The sequence below is a fragment of the Microbacterium oxydans genome (assembly GCF_026559675.1).
In the GTDB taxonomy this organism is placed as follows: domain Bacteria; phylum Actinomycetota; class Actinomycetes; order Actinomycetales; family Microbacteriaceae; genus Microbacterium; species Microbacterium oxydans_D.
In genome coordinates this window covers 3447428-3470779 of sequence record NZ_CP092891.1, presented here as the reverse complement: position 1 = coordinate 3470779, position 23352 = coordinate 3447428, and the positions used below count along the sequence as shown (strand labels likewise).

The window sequence follows — 23352 nt, the reverse complement described above, 5'->3', positions numbered from 1 at the left end:
GCGCCGCGGTGACGCGGCGGCGGCGGAGTAACCCGCCATGCACATCGTCTTCTTCGGCGATCAGCACCTGGACTCCCTCGGCGGAGCGCAGGTGTCGATGCGGCTCCAGCGGGAGTTCCTCGAACGCGCCGGTCACACGGTCACGGTCGTCGCTCCGAAGATGCACGGGTCGCGCACGTCGTCCGGCTCTCACTGCGGGGCGTACATCGACCTGCCCTCGATGCCGATCACGGTCGACCGCGAGTACTCGATGAGCTGGCCCGGACGCGCGACCGACCGCTTCCTCGACCGTGCCATGACCCGTCGCCCCCCGGTCGATCTCGTGCACGTGCAGGCCGACTTTTGGGGTGCGTTCATCGGACACCGCTACGCTCAGCGGCACGGCATCCCGGTCGTGCACACCATGCACAACCGCGTCGACGTCGGGATCGCCGCCGTCACGCCGCTGCACCGCCCGGCGCTGGCCGCCCTGAACGCCTGGCGCCGCATCGCGATGCGCGGCATCGGGAGCCCGGTGCGCGGCGGCGACGGCTGGGCCTTCCTGCGCGGACTCGCGCTCGGTGCCTCAGCCGTGACCGCCCCGTCGACCCATTTCGCCCGGCGTCTGGAGCAGCACGACGTCTTCCCCCGCGTGGACGTGATCTGGAACGGCATCGACGACGACCTGCGCGAGCAGACCCTCGCCGCCGGACCCGCGGAGCGCGAGCCCGGACGCCCGCGCTTCGTCTGGCTGGGACGGATGAGCCCCGAGAAGCGACTGCTGCCGTTCCTCGAGGCGTTCGTCGCGTCCGGTGTCGACGCCGACCTGGAGATCATCGGCGGCGGGGCTCAGCGCTCGGCAGCCGAGAAGATCGTCCGGAGGCGCGAGGGCGTGCGCTTCGCCGGGCGCCTGACGTATCCGCAGACCCTGGCGCGGATCGCTGCCGCCGACGCCCTCGTGCAGACATCGATCGGTTTCGAGACCCAGGGCATGACCCCGTTCGAGGCGGCGACGCTCGGAACCCCGTCCGTGATCTGCGACCCCGACATCGCCGCCGAGCTCGGGGGCGGACTCTGGGCGGTCCCGGATGCCGACGACCGGCGGAACGCCCGTGAGCGCGAGGCGCAGCGCACCCGCGCACTCGCCGAGACGCTGCGGCGCGCGGCATCCGACATCGCGGGCGGCACGGCACCGGTCCCCGTCCCCGAGGTCGCCGACGCCTTCCGCCAGTCGTCCCGCACGGCGGCGATGGTCGAGGTCTACGAGCGCGTGCTCTCGGCGCGCTGAGGGTGAAGGCGACTCCGATAACCCCGGCTCGGGCGATGGTCGAGGTCTACGAGCGCGTGCTCTCGGCGCGCGCTGAGGGGCTGCTGAGCCGCCTCAGAAGTAGCGGAGCGCGACCATGATGACCCCCGTGAAGGCAACTCCGATCACCCCGACTCCGGCGATGCCGATCGCGATGCCGGTGAGCAGCCGCGATGCGGCGCGACGCGCGGCGATCAGCCCGAGCACCAGTGCCAGCGCGTAGCCGAAGAAGCTGAAGAACCCGATCCCGTTGTCGATGACGAGCATGAACTCGTATCCGCCCGTGCCGCTGTAGACGAGCGGTCGCGCGAGCGAGGCGATCAGGTTGATGGCGAAGGTGGCCACCGCGATGACGAAAGCTGTCCGTCCGAGCGGGTTGCCGCCGCGCGCCTGTGCCGGCGCTGCATACGGCCCCGCATACGGCCCCGGATATCCCGGAGCGGAGGGCGTGAACGCCTGTGCCACGGGGGCTGCGGTCGGATACCCCGGCGGCGGCGCGGTCGGATACGCCTGAGGTGCGCCGGGCGCGGCGGGTCGGGCCTGCGGCGCGGCCGTCGACAGGGTGGCGCCGAGGTCATGCGTCCCCGCCGGATACTGCGGTTCCGCGGGTAGATGCGGAGCGGCCGGCGCCTGCGGGGTCGGCTGCGCGGACGACGGCACGGGAGGCTGCTGGGGGTCGCTCATGTCGACGAGCGTAGCCCCGGCGGTCATGAGGCGCACGGGAGGATGCCCGTTCTCGTGCGGAGGCAGGAGATCAGCGGTAGCCGTGCCCGGACTCGGCCTGCTGGGTGATGTCGCGGCCGGCGAGACGGTTCCAATCGGTGGGGTTGCGGCGGTAGCCGTCACGGCGCAGCTCGATGACGGTGGCGACGGCCGCCCACACGATGAGGGCGATGAGTGCGATGAGGAGTACCATGGCAGAAACGCTACGTTCGATGCCGAACCGCCACGAGTGGCAGACAAGACGATGAACGTATGAAAACTGCCAATCGGGGAGTGTGCATGAAGACGGTCGCCTGCGTGATCCAGGACGGGTTCGCCCCCTTCGAGTTCGGTGTCGCCTGCGAGGCGTTCGGTCTGGACCGCGCCGACGACGGGGTTCCGAACTTCGACTTCCGCATCGTCGCCTCCCGCGCGGGCGTCGTGAGATCGAAGATCGGGTTCTCGGTCAACGTCGAGCACGACCTGTCCTTCGCGTACGAGGCCGACCTCGTGGTGTTCTGCCCCGTGCCCCGGGAGAGCTGGGGCGACATCGATCCGCTCCTGCTCGACGTCGCGAGGGATGCCGTCGCTCGCGGCGCCTGGGTCATGAGCGTGTGCAGCGGCTCCTTCATCCTCGCCGCGGCCGGGGTGCTCGACGGGCGTCGCGCGACCACGCACTGGATGTACGCGCACGTCATGGCCGACATGTACCCGCAGATCGACATCGACCCCGACGTGCTGTTCGTGCAGGACGACAAGATCATCACGAGCGCGGGCACCGCCGCCGGCATCGACGCCTGCCTGCACCTGCTCCGCCAGGAGGTGGGCGCCGAGCTCACGAACCGCATCGCCCGCCGGATGGTCGTGCCGCCGCAGCGCGACGGCGGTCAGGCGCAGTTCATCGATCGGCCGATCCCCGTCGTCCCGACGGACTCCCTCGCGGCCGTCGCCGACTGGGCGGTCGAGCATCTGCGCGACGACCTCGGCGTCGACCAGCTGGCGGCCCGGGCGCTGATGTCGCCGCGCACCTTCGCCCGACGTTTCAAGGCCGAGTACGGGGCGACGCCCGCGGCCTGGCTCGCGCGGCAGCGCATCATCCACGCGCAGCGGATGCTGGAGCGCACCGACCTCCCGCTCGAGCACATCGCCGACGAATGCGGCTTCGGGTCGGCGGCCGTGCTCCGGCAGAACTTCGCCCGGGTGCTCGGGCTCACGCCCACCGCCTACCGGGCGCGGTTCTCCTGCGCCGAGGATTCGGCGGTGCCGGCCGCCTGATCCGGGCGCCTGACTCGGGGCCCGCGGCTATTCGGTCCAGTGGGCGGGCGACGGCAGGGCCACGTCGCGCACCTCGACGCCCTCGGCGGTCACCGAGGCCACGCAGTAGAGCAGCGACTGCGTGGAGTAGCCGTGCGGGCGGTTGTCACGGATGATCGCGCGGTCGTCTTCGGGCGGGAGCTCGGTGGATGCCGCGAGCAGTGCGGTCCACTCCGTCGTCCAGTCCGCACTGTCCGCAGTCGGGCCGAGCGAGCGGAACTCCGGCAGCCAGGCCGCGATCCGCGGGGTCGTCGCATCGTCGAGGTCGTCGTGGGCGATCATGTGCGTGCCGGGGACGATGGGGGTCTCCCGCAGCTCGACGCCGTCCCAGGACAGCACCCGGGCGCCCTCGGGGCCGACCTCGAGCAGGTTGAAGCCGTGCATCTGCAGCGGCGCGACGGGGGAGCGGCCGAGGACCGACTCGAGGGCGAGGGAGCCGCGGGAGACGGCATGACCGTCGGTCAGGTCGCGCACGTCCGCACGGTTGAGCAGCACGGCCAGCCGGCGTTCGGCGGGGTTCGCCGCGAGCCACGCCCCGCCCGCGCGGCGATCACGGATGCCGATCACTCCGGGGTAGTCCTCCGGCCACCAGGTGCCGAGCGAATCCCAGGCCCGTAGCGGGTCTTCGTCGCGCACGGCCAGCAGTCGTGCGAATCCGGCATCCTCGACATCGATCACGACCGTGCACACGCGCTCAAGTCTAGGTCGAGCGGAAGACGTCGGCCCGAGCGGGTGGATGCTGGGGCAGAATCGAGACGTGAACATCGTCGTCGGAGTCACGGGCGGCATCGCCGCGTACAAGACGGTGCACCTCGTGCGCCTGCTCACGAAGGGTGGGCACGACGTGACCGTGGTGCCCACCGAAGATGCGCTGCGCTTCGTGGGACTGCCGACCTGGGAGGCGATCAGCCGCCACCCGGTCACCACGAGCGTGCACGAGGACGTGGCGAAGGTGCGGCACGTCGCGCTCGGGCAGGCCGCGGAGCTCGTCATCGTGGCGCCCGCCACCGCGAACTCGATCGCGAAGATCACCGCGGGCCTCGCCGACGACCTCCTCGGCACCACGCTGCTCGCGACCGAGGCGCCGGTGCTGATCGCCCCGGCCATGCACGCGGAGATGTGGCGGAACCGGGCGACGCAGGCGAACATCGCGACGCTGCGCGAGCGCGGCGTGCACCTCGTGGGTCCGGCCGACGGGGAGCTCGCCGGGGGCGACAGCGGCCCGGGGCGGATGGCGGAGCCCGAGGAGATCTTCGCGGCGGCACAGGCGCTGCTGACCCCGGGTGATCTGGCCGGCGTGCGCGTCGTGGTCTCGGCGGGCGGCACGCGCGAGCCGATCGATCCGGTGCGCTTCCTCGGCAACCGCTCCAGCGGCCGTCAGGGTGCGGCGCTCGCCGCGGAGGCCGCCGCCCGCGGAGCCGAGGTCACGCTGGTGTCGGCGAACATCTCGGGTGACGTGCTCGCCGCGGTACGGCATCCCGCGATCCGCGTCGTGGTCGTGGGGGCCGCGGCCGAGCTCGCCGACGCGATGAAGCGGGAGGCCGTCGAGGCCGACGTGGTCGTGATGGCCGCCGCGGTCGCCGACTACCGCCCGGCTGCGGTCTCGGAGCGCAAGCTCACCAAGGAGGGCGGGGGAGTCCCCGCGATCGAGTTGATCGAGAACGAGGACATCGTCGCGGCCCTGGCCTCGGCGCGCCGCCCGGGTCAGCTCGTCGTCGGCTTCGCGGCGGAGACTCCGGAGGATGAGGCCGAGCTGCTCGCGCGCGCTCGCGGCAAGCAGCAGCGCAAGGGTGTCGACCTGCTCGTGGTGAACGAGGTCGGCTGGGAGCGCGGTTTCGAGAGCGCGGAGAACGCCGTCCATATCCTGGGCCCCGGCGGTGCGGTGTCGGCGACCGCATCGGGGTCCAAGCGCGTTGTCGCGTCCGCGATCTGGGACGCGATCGTGCGGGAGCGCTGACGGGAGGCGCGGACTGGAGGAGAAACTCGGCGAGTGCTAAACTTGAGTCAACAAGACTCAACTTTGACCCCGCCTCCCGATCCGGAAGGCGGGAGACGACCAGAAGGAGCATCTCCAGGAGGAGCGCATGACCACCCCGCAGACCGGTAACCAGAATCAAGACCAGCAGTCCGCCCTCGAGCAGTTCGGCATCAACCTCACCGATCGTGCACGGCAGGGCAAGCTCGACCCCGTGATCGGACGCGACAGCGAGATCCGTCGCGTCAGCCAGGTGCTCACCCGCCGCACGAAGAACAACCCCGTGCTGATCGGTGAGCCCGGCGTCGGAAAGACCGCCGTCGTCGAGGGGCTCGCCCAGCGCATCGTCGCGGGTGACGTCGCGGAGTCCCTCAAGGACAAGGAGCTGGTCACGCTCGACATCTCCGCCCTCGTGGCCGGTGCCATGTATCGCGGGCAGTTCGAGGAGCGGCTGAAGCAGGTCCTCAAGGAGATCACCGAGTCCGACGGCCAGGTCATCACGTTCATCGATGAGCTGCACGTGCTGATGGGCGCCGGCGGTGGCGAGGGCTCCGTCGCGGCCTCCAACATGCTCAAGCCCATGCTGGCCCGGGGCGAGCTGCGTCTGATCGGCGCGACCACGCTCAACGAGTACCGCGAGTTCATCGAGAAGGATGCCGCGCTCGAGCGCCGCTTCCAGCAGGTCTATGTCGGCGAGCCCACGGTCGAGGACACGATCGCGATCCTCCGCGGCCTCAAGGGCCGGTACGAGGCGCACCACGGGGTCACGATCTCCGACAGTGCGCTCGTCGCGGCAGCCGCGCTGTCGAGCCGGTACCTCCCCGCGCGGCAGCTGCCGGACAAGGCGATCGACCTGATCGACGAATCGATGTCGCGGCTCAAGATGGAGATCGACTCCTCGCCGGTCGAGATCGACCAGCTCAAGCGCCAGGTCGACCGGATGAAGCTCGAGGAGCTCGCGCTCAAGCGGGAGAAGGACGCGGCGTCCAAGGAGCGCCTCGGCGCTCTGCGCGAGCAGCTCGTCGGCCTGGAGAAGCAGCTCGCCGAGCTCGAAGCCCGCTGGGCGCGCGAGCGTCAGGGCCTGAACCGCGTCGGTGAGTTGAAGAAGCAGCTCGACGACGCGATCACGCAGCGCGACCTCGCCATGCGCAACGCCGACTACACGAAGGCCTCGAAGCTGGAGTACGAGACCATCAAGCGTCTGGAGCGCGACATCGCCGAGGCCGAGCAGGCCGAAGCCGCGACCCCCGCGGAACCCCGCATGGTCAACGAGCAGGTCACCGACGAGGACATCGCCGCCGTGATCGCCGCGTGGACCGGCATCCCCGTCGGACGTCTGCTGCAGGGCGAGAGTGAGAAGCTGCTGCACCTGGAGAACGAGCTCGGCAAGCGCCTGATCGGCCAGAAGGACGCCGTGAAGGCGGTGTCGGATGCCGTCCGGCGCTCGCGCGCGGGCATCAGCGACCCGGGTCGCCCGACCGGTTCGTTCCTGTTCCTCGGCCCGACCGGCGTGGGCAAGACCGAGCTGGCCAAGGCGCTGGCGGAGTTCCTCTTCGACGACGAGCACGCCATGGTGCGCATCGACATGTCGGAGTACGGCGAGAAGCACTCGGTCTCGCGGCTCGTGGGTGCGCCTCCGGGGTACATCGGCTACGAGCAGGGCGGTCAGCTGACCGAGGCCGTGCGTCGTCGCCCGTACAGCGTGATCCTGCTCGACGAGGTCGAGAAGGCGCACCCCGAGGTGTTCGACGTGCTGCTGCAGGTGCTCGACGACGGACGTCTGACCGACGGTCAGGGGCGCACGGTCGACTTCTCGAACGTGATCCTGATCCTCACGTCGAACCTCGGCTCGCCGATCCTCATCGACCCGGTGCTCGCACCCGATGAGAAGCGCGACCAGGTCATGGCCCTCGTGCGGCAGGCGTTCCGTCCGGAGTTCCTGAACCGCCTCGACGACATCGTGATGTTCTCGGCGCTGAGCGAGGACGACCTCGCCCAGATCGTGGAACTGTCGATCGACCAGCTGCACAAGCGTCTGAAGGACCGCCGGCTCACCCTCGCGGTCACGCCGGACGCCCGGTCGTGGCTCGCCGAGCGCGGCTACGACCCGATGTTCGGTGCCCGGCCGCTGCGCCGCCTCATCCAGAGCGAGGTGCAGAACAAGCTGGCGACCGCGCTGCTCTCCGGCGGCGTGCACGATGGCGACACCGTGCGCGTCGACATGGCGGCCGACGGCACCGGACTGGTGCTCACCTCGACCGCGCCCGAGCCCGTTCCGACGGACGAGCCGGACGAGGACGAGGTGATCGAGGCGGAGCTCCTCGACGACTGATCGTGTGTCGGGTGGGAGTCAGGCGAGCGGGGCTCGACTGGTTCCCACCCGGTTCCTGCGATCCCGGCGTGATCGCGCGCGGAGCGCTGCGGCGTTCGAGACGCTGAAGAGGAACCGCACGAGTACGAGGCCGGTCCAGAGCGCCGCGGCATCGGGCGCGAGGAACCGGCAGGCGAGCAGCACTGCCGGGGCGAGCACGAGGTACGTGAGGATCAGCCCGAGCAGACCGGCGGTGGCGCCGAAGACGACCTTCAGATAGGCGAAGAGCGATCCGGAGAAGGGCTCCAGCAGCAGTTGCACGGCGATGAGGACGCTCAGCGTCGCATCGCCCACCGGGCTCACGCCGACGGCGGCGAGCAGGAGGAGCGCCGCTGCGGCCGGTACGACGAAGATCCCGACGGCTGCGAACGACGCGATCAGATGGTTCGAGCCTCGATCGCGATCCTGGAGGCTCATCCGGCCGGCGGTCTGTCCGATCATCTTCAGGGGGATGATGATCGTCCGGCACAGCGCGACGCCGGCGGCGACCTGGGCGGCGACGCCCACCGAGATGCTCGCCGCGATCGTCTGCGCGAACATGAACAGCAGCAGGAAGACCGCTCCGTCGAGAGAGTTGAGGACTCGATCCCCGATGCGTCGAGGCGAGAAGTCGGGCGCGCGGAGGAGGCGAACGCGGACTCCGGCTCGGACCAGTCGGCGCCGACGTTCCACGAGCATGGCGAGGACCATGAGTGAGGCGAGCGCCGACTGCAGCGCGATGGCGAGGAGCGGATCCGGGACGAGCAGGACGATTCCCACGCCGAGGGCCAGACCGACCAGCGATCGGGTGAGGTTGATCGTGAGGTTGTCCTTCTCGCGGCCGAGGTGCTGGAAGGCGGCCGAGAGCACGCTGGTGTGCGACGACAGGACGTTCGCCGGAAGCTGCACGACCAGCGCGACCCAGAGTGCCACCACGAGGGTCGAGTCGGGCGGTGAGGCGGAGCTGAGGGCGACGCCCGCGACGGCGCTGATCGCGACGACGAGGAAGGACACCGCCGACGCGAGGCGGAGGTTGCCGGCGAGGGCGTCCGCGATCCGGGCGGGATCGGTGCGCGCCTGACCCAGATCACGCAGGGTCCCGATCCCGACGCCGACGTTGATGAGGGTCCCGAGCCCACTGATGGTCGCCGTCGTGCCGATGATGGCGGCGAAGTCGGTTCGTCCCACGGCCAGAGCCACCGCCAGCAGGACGAACGAGGCGCCGAGCGGGATGACCTGCGCCAGCATCATGGGCGTCGCGTGCTTCAGCACGCGGGACAGGTCCTGCCGGATTCCTCGTAGGCTCACCGTCGGCCTCTCAGGACGGCGATGTTGTGCCGGGAGGCATCGATGCGCGTCCAGACATCACTGAAGTCCTTTGCGCTCAGATCGACCCTGATCTCGGGCGGTATCGAGGCGAACGGCACCGTGGCGAAGCAGCCACCGCCACGGCCGAAAACCGGAATGTGTGCCACCTCGATCCGCTTCACCAGATCGGCGCCGATCGCCTGCTGCGCGCGACTCCAGGCCAATGCCATTGCGACGATGCGCGGGTCACCGAAGGCGTCGATCACCGCCGTCGAGAGGAGATCCCAGTACTTCTGTTCCTGCTGCAGTCGCGGGAATGCTCCGCTCGGTCGGATGACGCCGCCGAAACGGGTGGCGGCGAGACAGGCCAGCTTGGACAACGTGAAGGCGACGGCCGCTCCACGCTCCAGCCACCACGAGACGGTCGCGCGAAACTCATCTCCGAAGGGCACCGCGTAGGCGGCGTCGACGAGGAGATGAACCCTCGGATCGCCGCTCCGGACATCCGTCATCGGTTGTGCGGTGTCGATGGGGTTGCCCGGAACGGTGATCACCATCACCGTCTCGACGGAGGAAGGCGACTGAGCCATCTCCAGCAGTTGAGCTTCATCACGGTAGGTGGTCACCTGCGCGCCGATAGAGCTGCACGCTCTCGCGTATCCCGGGTAGGAGTATTCGGGAATGATGACGCGTCGAGCAGCGCATGACCGGAGGACTTCGAGGATTGCCTGCTCTGCCCCTCGAGCGAAGATCGTCGTGGCACCACTCGCAGAGAAGTCCCAGGGCGTCCTCCGCAGGACCTCCGCGGAGACAGACGGATAGCGGTTCCACGAAAGAGCGCTCATCCGATCGAGGATCTTCCGCTGAAAGTCGCTGGAGGGTGTCATGTCCGGAAGCGCGAAGCTCCCGCCGCTGGGGGGCTCAAGCACATGCGCGAGCGAGTTCATCGGACAGCTCTGACCTTCGTCACTCCGACGGATCTGATTCCAGGAGCTCTGAGATGTGCGTGTGCGTACCGAGGAGAAGCCACGGTGAGTCGTGGGGAAGGAGTACTTCCGCGCTCTCTTCGCGCCCGAAGGCGTTGATCTCGGCAAGAGACATGCCCATCTCGCTCTCCAAGAAGCCGGTGACCGTCCACAGCGCGGCGCTGCGTTCCGTGAATGGTCCGAAGTTCTGGACGTAATCGGGAATCCACTGCACGAACTCGCGCACGAACTCTCGATCACCGACGCGGTCGTAGTATCCGGTCGGCGAGATGGACTCATGGTGCAAGAACTGCTTCCCCGGCAGACTCGCGCACAGGCGGACATAGGCGACGGTCTGGAGGATCAGCTCGTGCCAGACCCGGTCGACCTCCGGGATGACGGCGATGCGTCTCCCGGAGGTCGAGGAGGTGATCGCAAGGAACTTGAGGCACTCGACGAACTGCTGCTCGACCGTGTCGCGATTCGAATCATCGATGCGATCGATCACCGTCATCGCATATCCCGCGTCGAGGGGAATCTGGGGCGCCATCGTTCCTTCGCCTGCTTTCGTCAGAGCTCGACCGGCGCGGGCGCGGCGCAGCAGCTGGTCTCCGCGTTCTTCGCCTCGGTGCGCTTGTCCGCCAGGATCTGGTCGATGAGTTTGTCCATGATTTCTCCTTGGTGTGGGTGGGGTGGTGTGCTTCTTCTGGATGGGTGGTCTACCGCGCCGTCAGCCGACGACGACGCAGCAATCCATGTCGACTCTCTTGATCTCCTCGATCTTCAGAGCCAGTACGCGTTCGATGAGTTGTTGCAACGTGGCCTCCACGCAGATCTCGATGACGGCTTTCTATGCCGTTTGGATTCATATAGCAGTCATATGAGGCTAAAGGGTCGAGCCTTGCGGAGGAAGGCTGCGTGTGACGAAAGTGCTGGAGTATCGGTTCGGTGGGGCGCGCTGGACCGCGGAAGCGCGGGCGACGTCCGCGACGTTCCCGACCCCGCGACGAAGGGCCCGGCACGTCATGCGTGCCGGGCCCTTCGTCGTGTTGTGCGCGAGGCGGGGTCAGCGCAGGGGTGGGCGGTGCAGCCCGCCGAGCGCGTCCTTCTCGAGTTCCCGCCCGATCAGCGAGTGCCGCCGCGAGTACGCGAAGTAGATCACCAGGCCGAGCGCGAGCCAGATGGCGAAGCGCACCCAGGTCTCGGTGCTGAGGTTCAGCATCAGCCAGAAGCAGGCGAGCGCCGAGATCCACGGCAGCCACGGCGACAGCGGCACCGTGAACGGGCGCTCCAGGTCGGGGCGGGTCTTGCGGAGGATCGGCACACCGATGCTCACCAGCACGAAGGCCGACAGCGTTCCGATGTTGATCATGTCGCCCAGCACCTGCACATCCGTGAAGCCGGCGATGATCGCGATCACGACGCCCACGATGAGCTGGATGCGGATCGGCGTGCCGCGCTTCGCGTCCGTCACGCTCAGCGAGCGCGGGAGCAGGCCGTCACGGCTCATCGCGAACACGACGCGGGCGAGGCCCATCAGCAGCACCATGACGACGGTCGTGAGGCCGACGAGGCTGCCGATCGCGATCACCTGCGCCGCCCAGGTCGCACCGACGAGCTCGAACGCGCTCGCCAGCGAGGGCTCGTCGAGCTTCGCGAGCTCGGTGTACGACACCATGCCGGTGATGACGATCGCGACCAGCACGTACAGCACGGTCACGATCACGAGACCGAGGATGATGCCGCGCGGGACGGTGCGCTTCGGGTCCTTGGTCTCCTCCGCGCTCGTGGCGACGACGTCGAAGCCGATGAACGCGAAGAACACCAGGGCCGCACCGCTGAGAATGCCGAAGACACCGTAGATCGACGGGTCGGCGCCGGTCAGGAACGAGAACAGCGACTGCGTCCAGACGCTCTCGGATGCTGCGCCCTCCTGTGCCGGCGGCACGAACGGGGAGTAGTTGGCGCCCTTGACGAAGAACAGTCCGACGACGATCACGAACAGCACGATCGCGACCTTGATCACGGTGAAGACGCTGTTGACGCGGCTGGACAGGCGCGTGCCGAGGGCGAGCAGCAGCGTGAAGATCGCGACGATCACGACCGGGCCCCAGTCGAAGCTGAGCGGTCCGAGGTGGAGGGTCATCGGGATCTGCAGGTCGAACAGCGACACCGCGTCGCCCAGGTAGACGCCCCAGTACTTCGCGATCACGGCCGAGGCCATGAGCATCTCGAGGATCAGGTCCCAGCCGATGATCCAGGCGAGGAACTCGCCGAGCGTGGAGTAGGTGAACGTGTAGGCGGAGCCCGCCACCGGGATCGACGAGGCGAACTCGGCGTAGCAGAGGATCGCGAGTCCGCACACGGCCGCGGCGATGATGAACGAGATGATGACGGCCGGGCCGGCGTGCCGCGCCGACGCCTCGGCGCCGACCGAGAAGATGCCCGCGCCGACGGCGACCGCGACGCCCATGACCGCGAGGTCCCAGACGCCGAGGGAGCGTTTCAGGGAGCGTTTCTCGTCGTGCGTCTCCGCCATCGACTGTTCGACGGACTTGACCCTGCGCTGGATTGCCATGCCGACGATTGTAGGTCGGGGCATCGCGCCGCACCCCTCACAAACATGCCCGGTCGCATATTCCGTCGGACCCGCGGCGGTGCGGGCGACGGGGAGCGGGGAGTGAGGCGGGAACTCAGGAGGATGCGGGTGCAGAGGCAGATGCAGAGGCGGCTGCGAGGGCGCGGCCGGTGAGCGAGCCGGTGTCGCGCACGATCTGCGCCGGGGTACCGGTGAAGATCAGGCGGCCGCCGTCCGACCCGGCGCCCGGACCGATGTCGATGATGTGGTCCGCGCGCGCGACCACCCGCAGGTTGTGCTCCACGACGACCAGCGTCGCCCCCTCGTCGAGCAGGTCGTCGAACAGGCGGTTGATCGTGTCGACGTCGTTCGGATGGAGGCCGGAGGTCGGCTCGTCCAGGATGATGCGGTCGGCGCGATCGCGCTGCGGGTCGCTCAGGTGCCGGGCCAGAAGCAGCCGCTGCTTCTCCCCGCCGGAGAGGGTGTCGAGCGAGCGTCCGACCGGGATGTAGCTCAGCCCGGTGCGCTGCACCCAGTCGAGCGCCGCCACCACATCGTCGTGCGAGGCGAACAGGGCGCTCACCTCGGCGGGCGTCGATGCCAGGACGTCGGCGATCGAGGCACCGTCCACCTGCACCTCGAGAGCCGTGGGGTTGAAGCGCAGGCCTCCGCAGGCGTCGCAGGGCAGCGAGACGTCGTCGAGGAAGGCGAGCTCCGTCGTGATGTGTCCGCGCCCGCGACAGGTCGGACAGGCGCCGCGGGAGTTGAAGCTGAACCACGACGGGTCGAGGCCGGAGGCCGCGGCGAAGACCCCGCGCACGGTGTCGGCGATTCGCAGGATGCTCAGCGTCGTCGACCGCGCCCCGCCGCGCAGCGGATCCTGTCCGACGACCGTGAACTCCGGATGCCGACGCGGCAGCTCCACGGTCGCGAAGGAGCTCTTGCCCGAACCGGCGACCCCCGTGACGGCCGTGAGCACCCCGAGCGGGATGTCGACGTCGAACCCGCGGAGGTTGTGCGAGCGGGCGTTCTCCACGGTGACGCTGTCGTGCGCCGGACGGGTCGACGTCGCGAGGTGCAGCGGCTCCGCGAGAAGGCGCCCGGTGAGGGTGTCGCTGCGGCGCAGATCGTCGGGTGCGCCCTGGAACTGCACGATGCCGCCGGCCGAACCCGCACCGGGGCCGAGGTCGATGACGTGGTCGGCGACCGCGATGATCTGCGGGTGGTGCTCGACGACGAGGATCGTGTTCCCCGCGTCGCGGAGGCGCTGCAGCAGGGCGACGAGCCGTTGGATGTCGGCCGGATGCAGGCCCGTGCTCGGCTCGTCGAACACGTAGGTGACGTCGGTCAGCGCGCTGCCGAGATGCCGCACGATCTTGACCCGCTGGGCCTCGCCGCCGGACAGGGTCGCCGACTCGCGGTCGAGAGTGAGGTAGCCGAGGCCGACCGAGAGCAGGGCGTCGAGCACGTGGCGGATGCCCTCGACCGCCGGCGCCACCCGCGGGTCGTCGAACTCCTCGAGCAGTGCATGCAGCTCGGCCACCGGCAGCCGCATCCAGTCCACGATGGACCGCCCGTCGATCAGGCTCGCCCGTGCCGCCTCGTTCACCCGCGCGCCGTGGCAGTCGGGGCAGGTGTGGTGGGTGACCAGCCGGTCGAGCTCCTCGCGCACGGAGGCGGACATCTTCACCGGACGCTGCTTCAGGAACACGTCGCGCATCCGGGTGATGACGCCGTCGAACCGGGCGCTCTGCGGGAACCGCGGATCCGGGTCGTCGAGCTTGAGCCGGTCGGCGTAGAGGAACTGGTCCATCTCCTCGGCCGTGTAGTCCTTGAGCGGCTTCTCGCGGTCGAACAGTCCGCAGTAGGCGAAGCGCTTCCACCGATACACGCCGGGGCGGAACAGGCTGAAACGCACCGGCCCCTCGTCGATGTTCTTCTCGGGGTCGATCAGCGCGTCGATGTCGATGTCGTACACCGTGCCGAGGCCCTCGCAGGTCGGACACATGCCGGACGGGTCGTTGAAGGAGTACGCGGGCGAGTACCCGGCCGAGGGTGATCCGATGCGCGAGAACACCAGGCGCACGAGCGAGGCGAGGTCGGTCGCGGTGGCAACGGTCGAGCGCGCGTTGCCCGTGAAGCGGCGCTGGTCGATCAGCACCGTGAAGGTCAGCCCGTCCATGGCCTGCACATCGGGCGCGGGCAGCTGCGGCAGCCGCGCACGGATGAAGGTCGAGTAGGAGTCGTTGACGAGCCGCTGCGCCTCGGCGGCGATCGTGTCGAGCACGAGCGACGACTTGCCCGAGCCGGAGACGCCGGTGAAGACGGTCAGGAGCTTCTTGGGGACGTCGACGGAGACGTCGCGGAGGTTGTTCGTCCGCGCTCCGGTGATGCGGAGGGAGTCCATCCGGAAACGCTAACGGGGCCCCCGGACATCCGGAGGCCCCGTTCGCGAAGAGGGGTGTCGAGAGCGCGGAGGTCAGGCGCTGAGGACGACCGTCTCGGAGATCGGGCGACGCACGCGCGGGGCGACCTCGCGCTCCTGCAGCACCTCGGGAAGCGTGGCGACGTCGCCGAACTCGCCGAGGGCGAAGACCGTGGTCGGTACGAAACGGGCCTCGAGGTCGGCGAACTCGCGGACGACCTCCGGGTCGAAGCCGCTCATCTGGTGAACGACGAGGCCGTCGTGGTGGGCCTGCACCGAGAAGTGCGCGACGGCCTGGCCGAGGTCGTAGAGGGCGTGCGTGATCGGGGTGCCGTCGGCGGTGGCCGTCTCGGCGATCGCGACGACGAGCACGGCGGCGTTGCCCGCCCAGGCCTGGTTGAAGCCCATCAGCGCGTCGACGACCTGCGCGTGCAGAGCCGTGCCGCGGCGGGCGACGATGAAGCGCCAGGGCTGCGTGTTGTTCGCGGAGGGGGTCCAGCGGGCGGCCTCGAGCGCGGTGGCGAGCTTGGCCTCGTCGATCGAGTTCTGCGCGTCGAAGGCGCGGGGGCTCCAACGGCCGGCGAGGACGTCGAGGACGGGGTGCTCGGTCGGTGCGGTGCGGTCGATGACGGGAGTGCTCACGGAAGTGCCTTTCGGAAGGAGTGGGTCGGACTCCATCGTCCGGGTACATCGAGGCCCAACAGATGCATGTGCATGCATATTCCCTGAGGGCGACATGTTCCGTCACACTCCGTGCGGGGAGCCCGTCGCGCCCACGCGGCCCCTCGCGCGCGCGGCGAGGACGAGGGAGAGCGAGCGGGCGCCGATCGCCGCGACGAGCACCGTCACCGCGAGGGCGAGTGCGAGGGCGATGCCTCCGGCGAAGGGCACCGCTCCCACCTCGAGCCACGCGATCGCGTACGAAGCGACGGCGGCCACCGGGAACGTGAACGACCAGAACCCCAGCGTGAAGGGCAGCCGCCGATAGCGCGGAAGTGTGGCGAGCTGGGCGACCACGAGGATCGCCGTGAGGCCGGCGAACGCGAGCGACAGCGGAGACGAGACCTGATCGGTGAGGGCGAACAGCGCGAGCCCGCCGACCGCCGGCGGAGCCATCACCATGGCGAGAGTCGGCACCAGCGCGTCCGGGAGCGGGGGTCGGCTGAGCATCCGCACGAGCGCGAGCGCGGTCATGACCACCCAGAACAGCGAGGCGATGCCGAAGGCCGCCCAGCCGAGTCCGCGCAGGCCGATCGTCTCGGCGGCGCTCGCGGCCACGAAGCCGCCGGCGACGGTCGGCAGGAAGTAGCCGCCGTGGATCGCGGCGAGCTCGATCCCCCCGGTGGTCCAGGTGCTGACGAGCCATCCGGCGTATCCGGTCGCGACGACCATCGACGCGATCACGAGGATCCGGCCGGCCGCGGGGAACCACGGGACCATGTCGCTGCCGAGGAGCATCCCGACGATCGGGACGATGGCGGCGAACGGCCCCTGAATCGGATGGCGCAGCTGCTCCCGCAGGGGCGATCCGCTGCGGAGCCCGCGCGTCGCATGCGCGGCGAGGAGCCAGACCATCGACGCGGCGGACAGCGCCCAGAAGACCTGCGCCACCTGGGGCGGGATCCCGGCCACCGGGGTCGCCGCCGTCCACGTCTCCGCGACGCCGGCGATCCCGAGGGAGATCGCGAACGTGTTCAACGGGAGTCGCGTGACGGTGGCCGCCGAGTCGGGAGTGGCAGGTAGAACGTCACGTGTCATATGACGGTCAAGCGCCGGGCGACGCTTCGTATTCCCCGCCGCGCTGCTCGCCGTGCGGCCTCCCGCCGCTCAGGCCGGGAGGTTGTGCGAGGCGGCGTCCGCGAGCGCGGTGCGCACGGCGCGGATCGAAGGGGCGTCCGCCGACACCCGCCGTGCGGAGGAGAAGATCTCGCGGCGCGGATCATGGGGGAGCGGCGCCAGGTCGACCGTCGGGGTGTCGCCGGCCCACACCAGATCCGGCAGCAGCCCGACCGCGAGACCCGCGTGGATCAGCCGCACGTGCGCGGTCAGGTCGGCGATCTCGAACCGCACGTCGGGCTCGAATCCGGCGGTGCGGCAGAGCTGCTCGGCCCAGGCGCGTGAGGCCGTGCCGGCGGGTTCGAGCACCCAGGGTTCTTCGCGGGTGGCCCACAGGGCGGCGAGGGCGTCGTCATGCGCGGCGGCCCCCGGGTGGCGGGCGAGCGCGATCGCGTCGTGCGCGAGCACCACCCGGTCGAGGTCGGCGTGGATCGGGCGGGTGCGGCCCGGGTACTGCTCCGCGAGGATCAGGTCGAAGTCGCGGCTGGAGACGCCGACCAGTCCGGTCTCGGGGTCGCATTCGGTGACCTCGACGCGCAGGGCCGGATGCCGGTCCTTGAGGGACTCGAGTGCGCGGGGGAGCAGTGAGTGCGCCGTCGACTGGAACACCGCGATGCGCACGGTGCCGGTCACCTCGGTGAGGGACTCCGCGACGGCGACCTCGGCGTGCTCGAGCTGATCGAGGATGCCGATGGCCTCGGCGACCAGCACGTTCCCCTGCGGCGTGAACTGCACGCCGCGCCCGACCCGACGCAGCAGTGGCACGCCCACATCGCGCTCCAGCGCGCTCAGCTGCTGCGACACCGAGGCCTTGCTGTAGGAGAGGGCGTCGGCGACGGCGGAGAGCGTTCCGCGGCGGGAGAGCTCCACGAGCATCCGCAGTCGACTCACGTCCAGCACGGTCGTATCCTTCGTTCAGCTTGAGTGAACAGAATCCACGCAAATCGGTTGATAGACGGAGCCTACCGAGCCGCAGGACAATGATCCAGCCGCACACGAAACCCCGGTGTGCTCCTGCCTGGAAGGTTCCCGTCCATGACTGTCATCGATGACACCACCCCCCGCACCGAAGACGTCGCCGCCCTCGTGCAGCGCTGGCTCGTCGAGAGTGAGACCCACCCCGTCGAGCCGGCAGCCCAGCGCCTGTCCGAGGTGCTCAAGGACCCGAACGGACTCGCGTTCACGGTCGGCTTCGTCGACGGCGTGATGCGGCCGGAAGACCTGCGCGTCGCGGGTCGCAAGCTCGCCGAGCTTAGCGACATCACCCCGTCGCTGCTGCCCGGCTACCTGCGCGCCGCGATCAAGACCGGCGGCTTCTGGGCGCCCAAGCTCCCCGGCGTGGTCGTGCCGATCTCGCGCCGCGTGCTGCGCGCCATGGTCGGGCACCTCGTGCTGGATGCCACGCCCTCCAAGCTCGGCCCCGCGATCGCGAAGCTGCGCAAGAGCGGCAACCGCCTCAACCTCAACCTCCTCGGCGAGGCCGTGCTCGGCGAGCGTGAAGCAGGGCACCGTCTGCAGGGAACCCGCGACTTCCTCGCCCGCGACGACGTCGACTACGTGTCGATCAAGGTCTCCAGCGTCGTGAGCCAGCTGTCTATGTGGTCGTTCGACGAGGCCGTGGCCGATGTCGTCGAGAAGCTCACCCCGCTCTACGAGCTCGCCGCCCAGGCCGAGGCCCAGGGCAAGGCCAAGTTCATCAACCTCGACATGGAGGAGTACCGCGACCTCGACCTGACGATCGCGGCCTTCACGAGCATCCTCGACCAGCCGGGTCTGGAGGGCCTCGAGGCCGGCATCGTGCTGCAGGCCTACCTGCCCGATGCCCTCGGCGCCATGCAGCACCTGCAGGAGTGGGCCGCCGCCCGCCGGGCGAAGGGCGGAGCGCCGATCAAGGTGCGCGTCGTCAAGGGAGCGAACCTCGCGATGGAGGAGGTCGACGCCGCGATCCACGGCTGGCCGCTCGCGACCTACGGCACCAAGCAGGACTCCGACACCAACTACAAGCGCGTGCTGGACTGGGCCATGACGCCCGAGCGCCTCGACGCCGTCCGTATCGGCGTCGCGGGCCACAACCTGTTCGACATCGCGTACACCTGGCTGCTCGCCCAGGCGCGCGGCGTGGCCGACCCGTCCGGCGCGGACCCGCTGGTCGAGTACGAGATGCTGCTCGGCATGGCGACCGGGCAGGCCGAGGCCGTCCGCAAGGACGTCGGTCGTCTCCTGCTCTACACGCCGGTCGTGAACCCGGCCGAGTTCGACGTGGCGATCGCGTACCTCGTGCGCCGTCTCGAGGAGAACGCCAGCCCCGAGAACTTCATGTCCGCCGTGTTCGAGCTGGCCTCGAACCCGACGCTCCTCACCCGGGAGCGGGAGCGCTTCGAGCGCTCGCTCGCCGCCCTCGAGCTCGACCGTTCGGTGCCGGCATCCCACCGCGTGCAGGACCGCACGGCGGAGGCGCCGGCCGGCACGACGACCGGCTTCGAGAACCAGGCCGACACCGACCCGGCGCTCGGCGCGAACCGCACCTGGGGACGCGAGATCCTCGCCCGCTCGGTGAGCTCGACGCTGGGGCTCGACACCATCGCGATCGCCAAGGTCGAGACGGATGCCGAGCTCGACGGCATCTTCGCCGCCGCGACCGTCGCCGCCGAGAAGTGGGCCGCGCTGCCGGCCGCCGACCGTGCCGCCGTGCTGCACCGCGCCGGTGACGAGCTCGCCGCACGCCGTGGTCAGCTCATCGAGATCATGGCCCACGAGGCGGGCAAGACCATCGCCGAGGCCGATCCCGAGATCAGCGAGGCCATCGACTTCGCGCACTACTACGCCGAGCGCGCGAAGGACCTCGAGACCGTCTCGGGCGCCGAGTTCGTGCCGTCGAAGGTCACGGTCGTCACCCCGCCGTGGAACTTCCCGGTCGCCATCCCCGCGGGTGGTGTGCTCGCGGGTCTGGCCTCCGGCTCCGCGGTCATCATCAAGCCCGCGAAGCTCACCCAGCGCTGCGGCGCCGTGATGGTGGAGGCGCTGTGGGCTGCCGGCGTTCCGCGCGACCTGCTCGCGCTCGTCGACCTGGCCTCGCGCGACCTGGGCACGCGCCTGGTCGCCGGCCCCGCGGTGGATCGCGTGATCCTCACGGGCGCGTACGAGACGGCGCAGCTGTTCCGCTCGTTCCGCTCCGACCTGCCGCTCCTCGCCGAGACCAGCGGCAAGAACGCGATCATCGTCACCCCCTCCGCCGACCTCGACCTCGCGGCCGCGGACGTGGCGCGCAGCGCATTCGGGCACGCCGGGCAGAAGTGCTCCGCGGCCTCGCTCGCGATCCTCGTCGGATCCGTCGCCGACTCGAAGCGGTTCGAGCGCCAGCTGGTGGATGCCGTGACCTCGATGCGCGTCGGGCTGCCGGACGACCCCGCCACCCAGATGGGCCCGATCATCGAGCCGGCGAACGGCAAGCTGCTCACGGCGCTCACGAAGCTGGAGAGGGGCGAGCGCTGGCTCGTCGAGCCGCGGAAGCTCGACGACGAAGGAAAGCAGTGGACGCCCGGTGTGAAGACCGGCGTGCGCGAGGGCTCGTACTTCCACCTGACCGAGTTCTTCGGCCCGGTGCTCGGCATCATGCATGCCAAGGACCTGGACGAGGCCCTGCGCCTGCAGAACGCGGTCGACTACGGTCTCACCGCCGGCATCCACTCGCTCGACTCCGACGAGGTCGGCACGTGGCTCGACCGCGTCGAGGCGGGCAACCTGTACGTGAACCGCGGCATCACCGGGGCGATCGTGCAGCGTCAGCCGTTCGGCGGCTGGAAGCGCTCGGCGGTCGGAGCGGGGGCGAAGGCCGGCGGCCCGAACTACCTCTTCGGCCTCGGCGACTGGGCTCCGGCGGAGCTTCCCGCGGTCGCGCCCGAAGCGGCCGTGGCCCCCGCGGTGGGCGCACTGCTCGACGCCGCGGCCACCGAGCTCGACGCGACCGAGTCCGACTGGCTGCACCGCGCCGCGGCATCCGACGAGCGCGCCTGGGTCGACGAGTTCGGAGCCGTGAGCGACAAGTCCGGCCTCGGGGTCGAGCGCAACCTCTTCCGCTACCGCCCGGTCGCGGTGGACGTGCGCATCGCCGAGCACGCGCCCCTCGCGGACGGCATCCGCGTGCTCGCCGCCGCCCTGCGCAGCGGCAGCCCGTTCACGGTGTCGGCTCCGGCCCTGCCCTCGCGCATCGAGAAGGCGCTGCGGGCGCACGGTGTGACGGTGAAGCACGAGTCGGATGCCGCGTGGACCAAGCACTACGCCAAGGCCGCGAGCACGTGGCACCGCGTCCGTCTGGTCGGCGGCGATGCCGCGGCGCTGTTCGAGGCGCTCGACGGTTCGCCGGACGTGGCCGTGTGGTCGCACGCCGTGACCGGTGCCGGCCGTGTCGAGATGCTGCCGTTCCTGCACGAGCAGGCCGTGTCGATCACGAACCACCGCTTCGGCAACCCGACCACCCTCGCCGACGGCGTGATCTGACCCGGTCTTCGCACGGACGAAGAAGCCCCCTGCTGCGCGTGATGCGGAGCAGGGGGCTTCTCTCGTGCGCGTCAGCCGCGCAGCGCCTCGGAGAGCTTGACCCGCGAGCCCATGCGCAGGAGCGAGTTCTCGTAGATCTTCGCGCCGATCACGATCGCGGCCACGCAGCTCACGAGCAGGATGACCAGGCTCAACAGCGGCTCCCACCACTGCGCCTCGCCGACGAACAGGCGCATCGGCATGCCGACCGGGGCCGAGAACGGCACGTACGACATGATCGTCAGCACCAGCGGGTTGTCGTTGAACACGATGACCAGGATGTACGGGGCCATGATCAGCATCGTGATCGGAGTGGTCGTGGATCCGATGTCCTCCTGGCGCGACACCATCGAGGCCGCGGCCGCGAACATCGCCGCGAGCAGGATGAAGCCGAACAGGAAGAACACCGCGAACCAGATGATCGGGGCTCCGAGGGTCGTGAGTACCTCGCGTTGACCGGTGACGATCAACCCGATCGTGGCCACCGCCGCGAGGGCGAGGATCTGTCCCATCGCCAGCACCGTGTTGCCGATCACCTTGCCGGCGAGCAGCGTGCGGGCCGGGATCGCGGACAGCAGGACCTCGACCACGCGCGTCTGCTTCTCCTCCACGACGCTCTGCGCGATCGTGCCGCCGAACGTCGCCGCGGCCATCATGAACACGAGGCCGAAGGCGATCGCGATGAAGTAGCGCAGCAGCGGGTTCGTCGTCGCCGGTTCCAGGATGACGACCTCGGGAGAGATCGAGAGTGCCGAGACGATCGAGCCCGGAGCATCCTGCAGGGCGATGATCGTGTAGCCCGAGGGTCCGTCGCCCTCCAGCACCGCGGCGTCGACCTTGTCGTCGCGCACGAGCTTCTCGGCTTCAGCCTGGTCGGCGACCTCGGTCACCTCAACCCCGGGGATGGCCGACACGGCGGACGCGGTCTCGGCGGTCGCGGCGATCGGCGTCGTATCGGTGTTCTTGCTCGCGAAGCCGCCGAGGATGATGCCAGCGAGCGCGAGCACCAGCAGGATGCCGGTGGAGATCAGGAAGGCCTTGCTGCGGAGCTTCGATCCGATCTCGCGCTCGGCGACGAGCCAGATGCCGTTGGAGCCGCGGGCGGGGGTGGGGGTGCTCACTGGATGACCTCCTTGAAGATCTGCGCGAGGGACGGATGCTTGGGGGCGAAGCTCGCGACATCGCCGCGCTGCACGGCCGACTGCAGCACGCGCTGCGCCGTCTCGGGGCCGTCCGCGTCGAACAGCGCGTAGCCGCCCTCGAAGTCGACGACCGTCACGCCGGGCTCGGTGCGCAGCCAGCCGGCGTCTCCGGCCGAGACCAGCTCGTAGCGGTCGTGGGCGTGCTCGGCGCGCAGTGCGTCGCGGGAGCCGGACGCGCGGATCGTGCCTCCGGCGAGGATGACGAGGTCGTCGCACAGGCGCTCGACCACGTCGAGCTGGTGGGAGGAGAAGAGGATCGATGCGCCCTTGGCCGCGCTGGACTGCAGCACGCCGGCGACCACGTCGACCGCGAGCGGGTCGAGGCCCGAGAACGGCTCGTCGAGGATGAGCACCTCGGGATCGTGCACGAGCGAGGCGGCGATCTGCGCCCGCTGCTGGTTGCCCAGCGACAGCGACTCGATCGTGTCGTTCAGCCGCTCGCCGAGGCCGAGCTCCGTGAGCAGGGCCGTCGCGCGCTCTGTGGCGTCCGACTTGCCGAAGCCGTGCAGGCGGGCGAGGTAGACGATCTGCTCGAGCACCTTCATCTTCGGGTAGAGGCCGCGCTCCTCCGGCATGTAGCCGAAGCGACGGCGGTCCTCGGCGGTGAGCGGCGCGCCATCCAGCTTCACGCTTCCCCCGTCGGAGGAGAGCAGACCGAGGACGATCCGCATGGTGGTGGTCTTGCCGGCGCCGTTGCCGCCGACGAAGCCCGTCAGGCGCCCGGGGGCGACCGTGAAGGACACGTCGTCGAGCACGCGCCGAGAGCCGTAGCTCTTGGTGATGCCGGAGAGTTCGAGCATTCCTGTCGTCATGTCTCTCACGCTACGACCGGGCCCCTCCCCGGGGCATCCCCCGCACGGCGGACCCCGCGGCATC

18 protein-coding genes are annotated in these 23352 nt (G+C 69.8%); 5 read left to right on the top strand and 13 right to left on the bottom strand.

The genetic code is table 11. The features are described 5' to 3' along the window. The first annotated feature begins 37 nt into the window (after window positions 1-37). The gene (locus tag MME74_RS16785; RefSeq protein ID WP_267416246.1) at window positions 38-1267 is read left to right on the top strand and encodes a glycosyltransferase; all 1230 of its coding nucleotides are present in this window, start codon (window positions 38-40) and stop codon (window positions 1265-1267) included. Between the two features lie 93 nt (window positions 1268-1360). On the opposite strand, the gene MME74_RS16780 is transcribed toward MME74_RS16785, so the two are convergent. After that, window positions 1361-1969 carry a hypothetical protein gene (locus MME74_RS16780; RefSeq protein WP_267416245.1) on the bottom strand — a complete coding sequence of 203 codons (609 nt, stop codon included), beginning with the start codon at window positions 1967-1969 and terminating at the stop codon, window positions 1361-1363. A 70-nt stretch (window positions 1970-2039) separates the two neighbouring features. Next, entirely contained in the window at window positions 2040-2201 is a 162-nt protein-coding gene (locus MME74_RS16775) for a hypothetical protein (RefSeq protein ID WP_267416244.1), read from the bottom strand. A gap of 86 nt (window positions 2202-2287) precedes the next feature. Between MME74_RS16775 and MME74_RS16770 the strand changes: the two genes are divergently transcribed. After that, complete coding sequence (locus MME74_RS16770) at window positions 2288-3262, top strand: GlxA family transcriptional regulator (protein WP_267416243.1); 975 nt, start codon at window positions 2288-2290, stop codon at window positions 3260-3262. A gap of 27 nt (window positions 3263-3289) precedes the next feature. Here MME74_RS16770 and MME74_RS16765 read toward each other — a convergent pair whose 3' ends face one another. Next, entirely contained in the window at window positions 3290-3991 is a 702-nt protein-coding gene (locus MME74_RS16765; protein WP_267416242.1) for an NRDE family protein, read from the bottom strand. A gap of 67 nt (window positions 3992-4058) precedes the next feature. Here MME74_RS16765 and coaBC point away from each other — a divergent pair, with 67 nt between their 5' ends. Then, entirely contained in the window at window positions 4059-5258 is a 1200-nt protein-coding gene (coaBC, locus tag MME74_RS16760) for a bifunctional phosphopantothenoylcysteine decarboxylase/phosphopantothenate--cysteine ligase CoaBC (RefSeq protein ID WP_267416241.1), read from the top strand. 127 nt (window positions 5259-5385) lie between these two features. Continuing rightward, window positions 5386-7608, top strand: a complete 2223-nt coding sequence (locus MME74_RS16755; protein WP_267416239.1) for an ATP-dependent Clp protease ATP-binding subunit — start codon at window positions 5386-5388, stop codon at window positions 7606-7608. An 18-nt stretch (window positions 7609-7626) separates the two neighbouring features. On the opposite strand, the gene MME74_RS16750 is transcribed toward MME74_RS16755, so the two are convergent. From MME74_RS16750 to MME74_RS16715, 8 genes are all read right to left on the bottom strand, one after another. Next, on the bottom strand, window positions 7627-8934 hold the full coding sequence (locus tag MME74_RS16750; protein ID WP_267416238.1) for a hypothetical protein: 1308 nt from the start codon (window positions 8932-8934) through the stop codon (window positions 7627-7629). Further along, window positions 8931-9779, bottom strand: a complete 849-nt coding sequence (locus tag MME74_RS16745) for an aminotransferase class I/II-fold pyridoxal phosphate-dependent enzyme (protein ID WP_267418604.1) — start codon at window positions 9777-9779, stop codon at window positions 8931-8933. The genes MME74_RS16750 and MME74_RS16745 overlap by 4 nt, the downstream gene beginning before the upstream one ends. Window positions 9780-9900: 121 nt before the next feature. Further along, window positions 9901-10449 (bottom strand): hypothetical protein, encoded by a 549-nt coding sequence (locus tag MME74_RS16740; protein WP_267416237.1) that lies wholly within the window; start codon window positions 10447-10449, stop codon window positions 9901-9903. 516 nt (window positions 10450-10965) lie between these two features. Continuing rightward, the gene (locus MME74_RS16735; RefSeq protein WP_267416236.1) at window positions 10966-12477 is read right to left on the bottom strand and encodes an APC family permease; all 1512 of its coding nucleotides are present in this window, start codon (window positions 12475-12477) and stop codon (window positions 10966-10968) included. Window positions 12478-12592: 115 nt separating this feature from the next. Further along, on the bottom strand, window positions 12593-14884 hold the full coding sequence (locus MME74_RS16730; RefSeq protein ID WP_267416235.1) for an excinuclease ABC subunit UvrA: 2292 nt from the start codon (window positions 14882-14884) through the stop codon (window positions 12593-12595). Window positions 14885-14956: 72 nt separating this feature from the next. After that, window positions 14957-15544 (bottom strand): nitroreductase family protein, encoded by a 588-nt coding sequence (locus MME74_RS16725; RefSeq protein ID WP_267416234.1) that lies wholly within the window; start codon window positions 15542-15544, stop codon window positions 14957-14959. 102 nt (window positions 15545-15646) lie between these two features. Then, a complete protein-coding gene (locus MME74_RS16720) occupies window positions 15647-16660 on the bottom strand; it encodes a transporter (RefSeq protein ID WP_267416233.1) in 1014 nt (337 codons plus the stop codon). 69 nt (window positions 16661-16729) lie between these two features. Continuing rightward, complete coding sequence (locus MME74_RS16715; RefSeq protein ID WP_267416232.1) at window positions 16730-17638, bottom strand: LysR substrate-binding domain-containing protein; 909 nt, start codon at window positions 17636-17638, stop codon at window positions 16730-16732. A gap of 135 nt (window positions 17639-17773) precedes the next feature. Between MME74_RS16715 and MME74_RS16710 the strand changes: the two genes are divergently transcribed. Further along, window positions 17774-21235, top strand: a complete 3462-nt coding sequence (locus MME74_RS16710) for a proline dehydrogenase family protein (RefSeq protein WP_267416231.1) — start codon at window positions 17774-17776, stop codon at window positions 21233-21235. A 71-nt stretch (window positions 21236-21306) separates the two neighbouring features. Here the strand turns inward: MME74_RS16710 and MME74_RS16705 are convergent, their stop codons facing one another. Together MME74_RS16705 and MME74_RS16700 are read right to left on the bottom strand one after the other, a co-directional pair. Then, the gene (locus MME74_RS16705) at window positions 21307-22395 is read right to left on the bottom strand and encodes an ABC transporter permease (RefSeq protein ID WP_267416230.1); all 1089 of its coding nucleotides are present in this window, start codon (window positions 22393-22395) and stop codon (window positions 21307-21309) included. Continuing rightward, window positions 22392-23276: an ABC transporter ATP-binding protein gene (locus MME74_RS16700; protein ID WP_267418603.1), complete on the bottom strand. Its 885-nt coding sequence runs from the start codon at window positions 23274-23276 to the stop codon at window positions 22392-22394. The genes MME74_RS16705 and MME74_RS16700 overlap by 4 nt, the downstream gene beginning before the upstream one ends. Window positions 23277-23352 lie beyond the last annotated feature (76 nt).

What these genes read in the sequence shown, in the direction of transcription:
- MME74_RS16785 (WP_267416246.1), top strand. Translation starts at nt 38, where the DNA reads ATGCACATCGTCTTCTTCGGCGATCAGCACCTGGACTCCCTCGGCGGA.
- MME74_RS16780 (WP_267416245.1), bottom strand. Translation starts at nt 1,969, where the DNA reads ATGAGCGACCCCCAGCAGCCTCCCGTGCCGTCGTCCGCGCAGCCGACC.
- MME74_RS16775 (WP_267416244.1), bottom strand. Translation starts at nt 2,201, where the DNA reads ATGGTACTCCTCATCGCACTCATCGCCCTCATCGTGTGGGCGGCCGTC.
- MME74_RS16770 (WP_267416243.1), top strand. Translation starts at nt 2,288, where the DNA reads ATGAAGACGGTCGCCTGCGTGATCCAGGACGGGTTCGCCCCCTTCGAG.
- MME74_RS16755 (WP_267416239.1), top strand. Translation starts at nt 5,386, where the DNA reads ATGACCACCCCGCAGACCGGTAACCAGAATCAAGACCAGCAGTCCGCC.
- MME74_RS16745 (WP_267418604.1), bottom strand. Translation starts at nt 9,779, where the DNA reads ATGAGCGCTCTTTCGTGGAACCGCTATCCGTCTGTCTCCGCGGAGGTC.
- MME74_RS16740 (WP_267416237.1), bottom strand. Translation starts at nt 10,449, where the DNA reads ATGGCGCCCCAGATTCCCCTCGACGCGGGATATGCGATGACGGTGATC.
- MME74_RS16735 (WP_267416236.1), bottom strand. Translation starts at nt 12,477, where the DNA reads ATGGCAATCCAGCGCAGGGTCAAGTCCGTCGAACAGTCGATGGCGGAG.
- MME74_RS16730 (WP_267416235.1), bottom strand. Translation starts at nt 14,884, where the DNA reads ATGGACTCCCTCCGCATCACCGGAGCGCGGACGAACAACCTCCGCGAC.
- MME74_RS16720 (WP_267416233.1), bottom strand. Translation starts at nt 16,660, where the DNA reads ATGACACGTGACGTTCTACCTGCCACTCCCGACTCGGCGGCCACCGTC.
- MME74_RS16710 (WP_267416231.1), top strand. Translation starts at nt 17,774, where the DNA reads ATGACTGTCATCGATGACACCACCCCCCGCACCGAAGACGTCGCCGCC.
- MME74_RS16700 (WP_267418603.1), bottom strand. Translation starts at nt 23,276, where the DNA reads ATGCTCGAACTCTCCGGCATCACCAAGAGCTACGGCTCTCGGCGCGTG.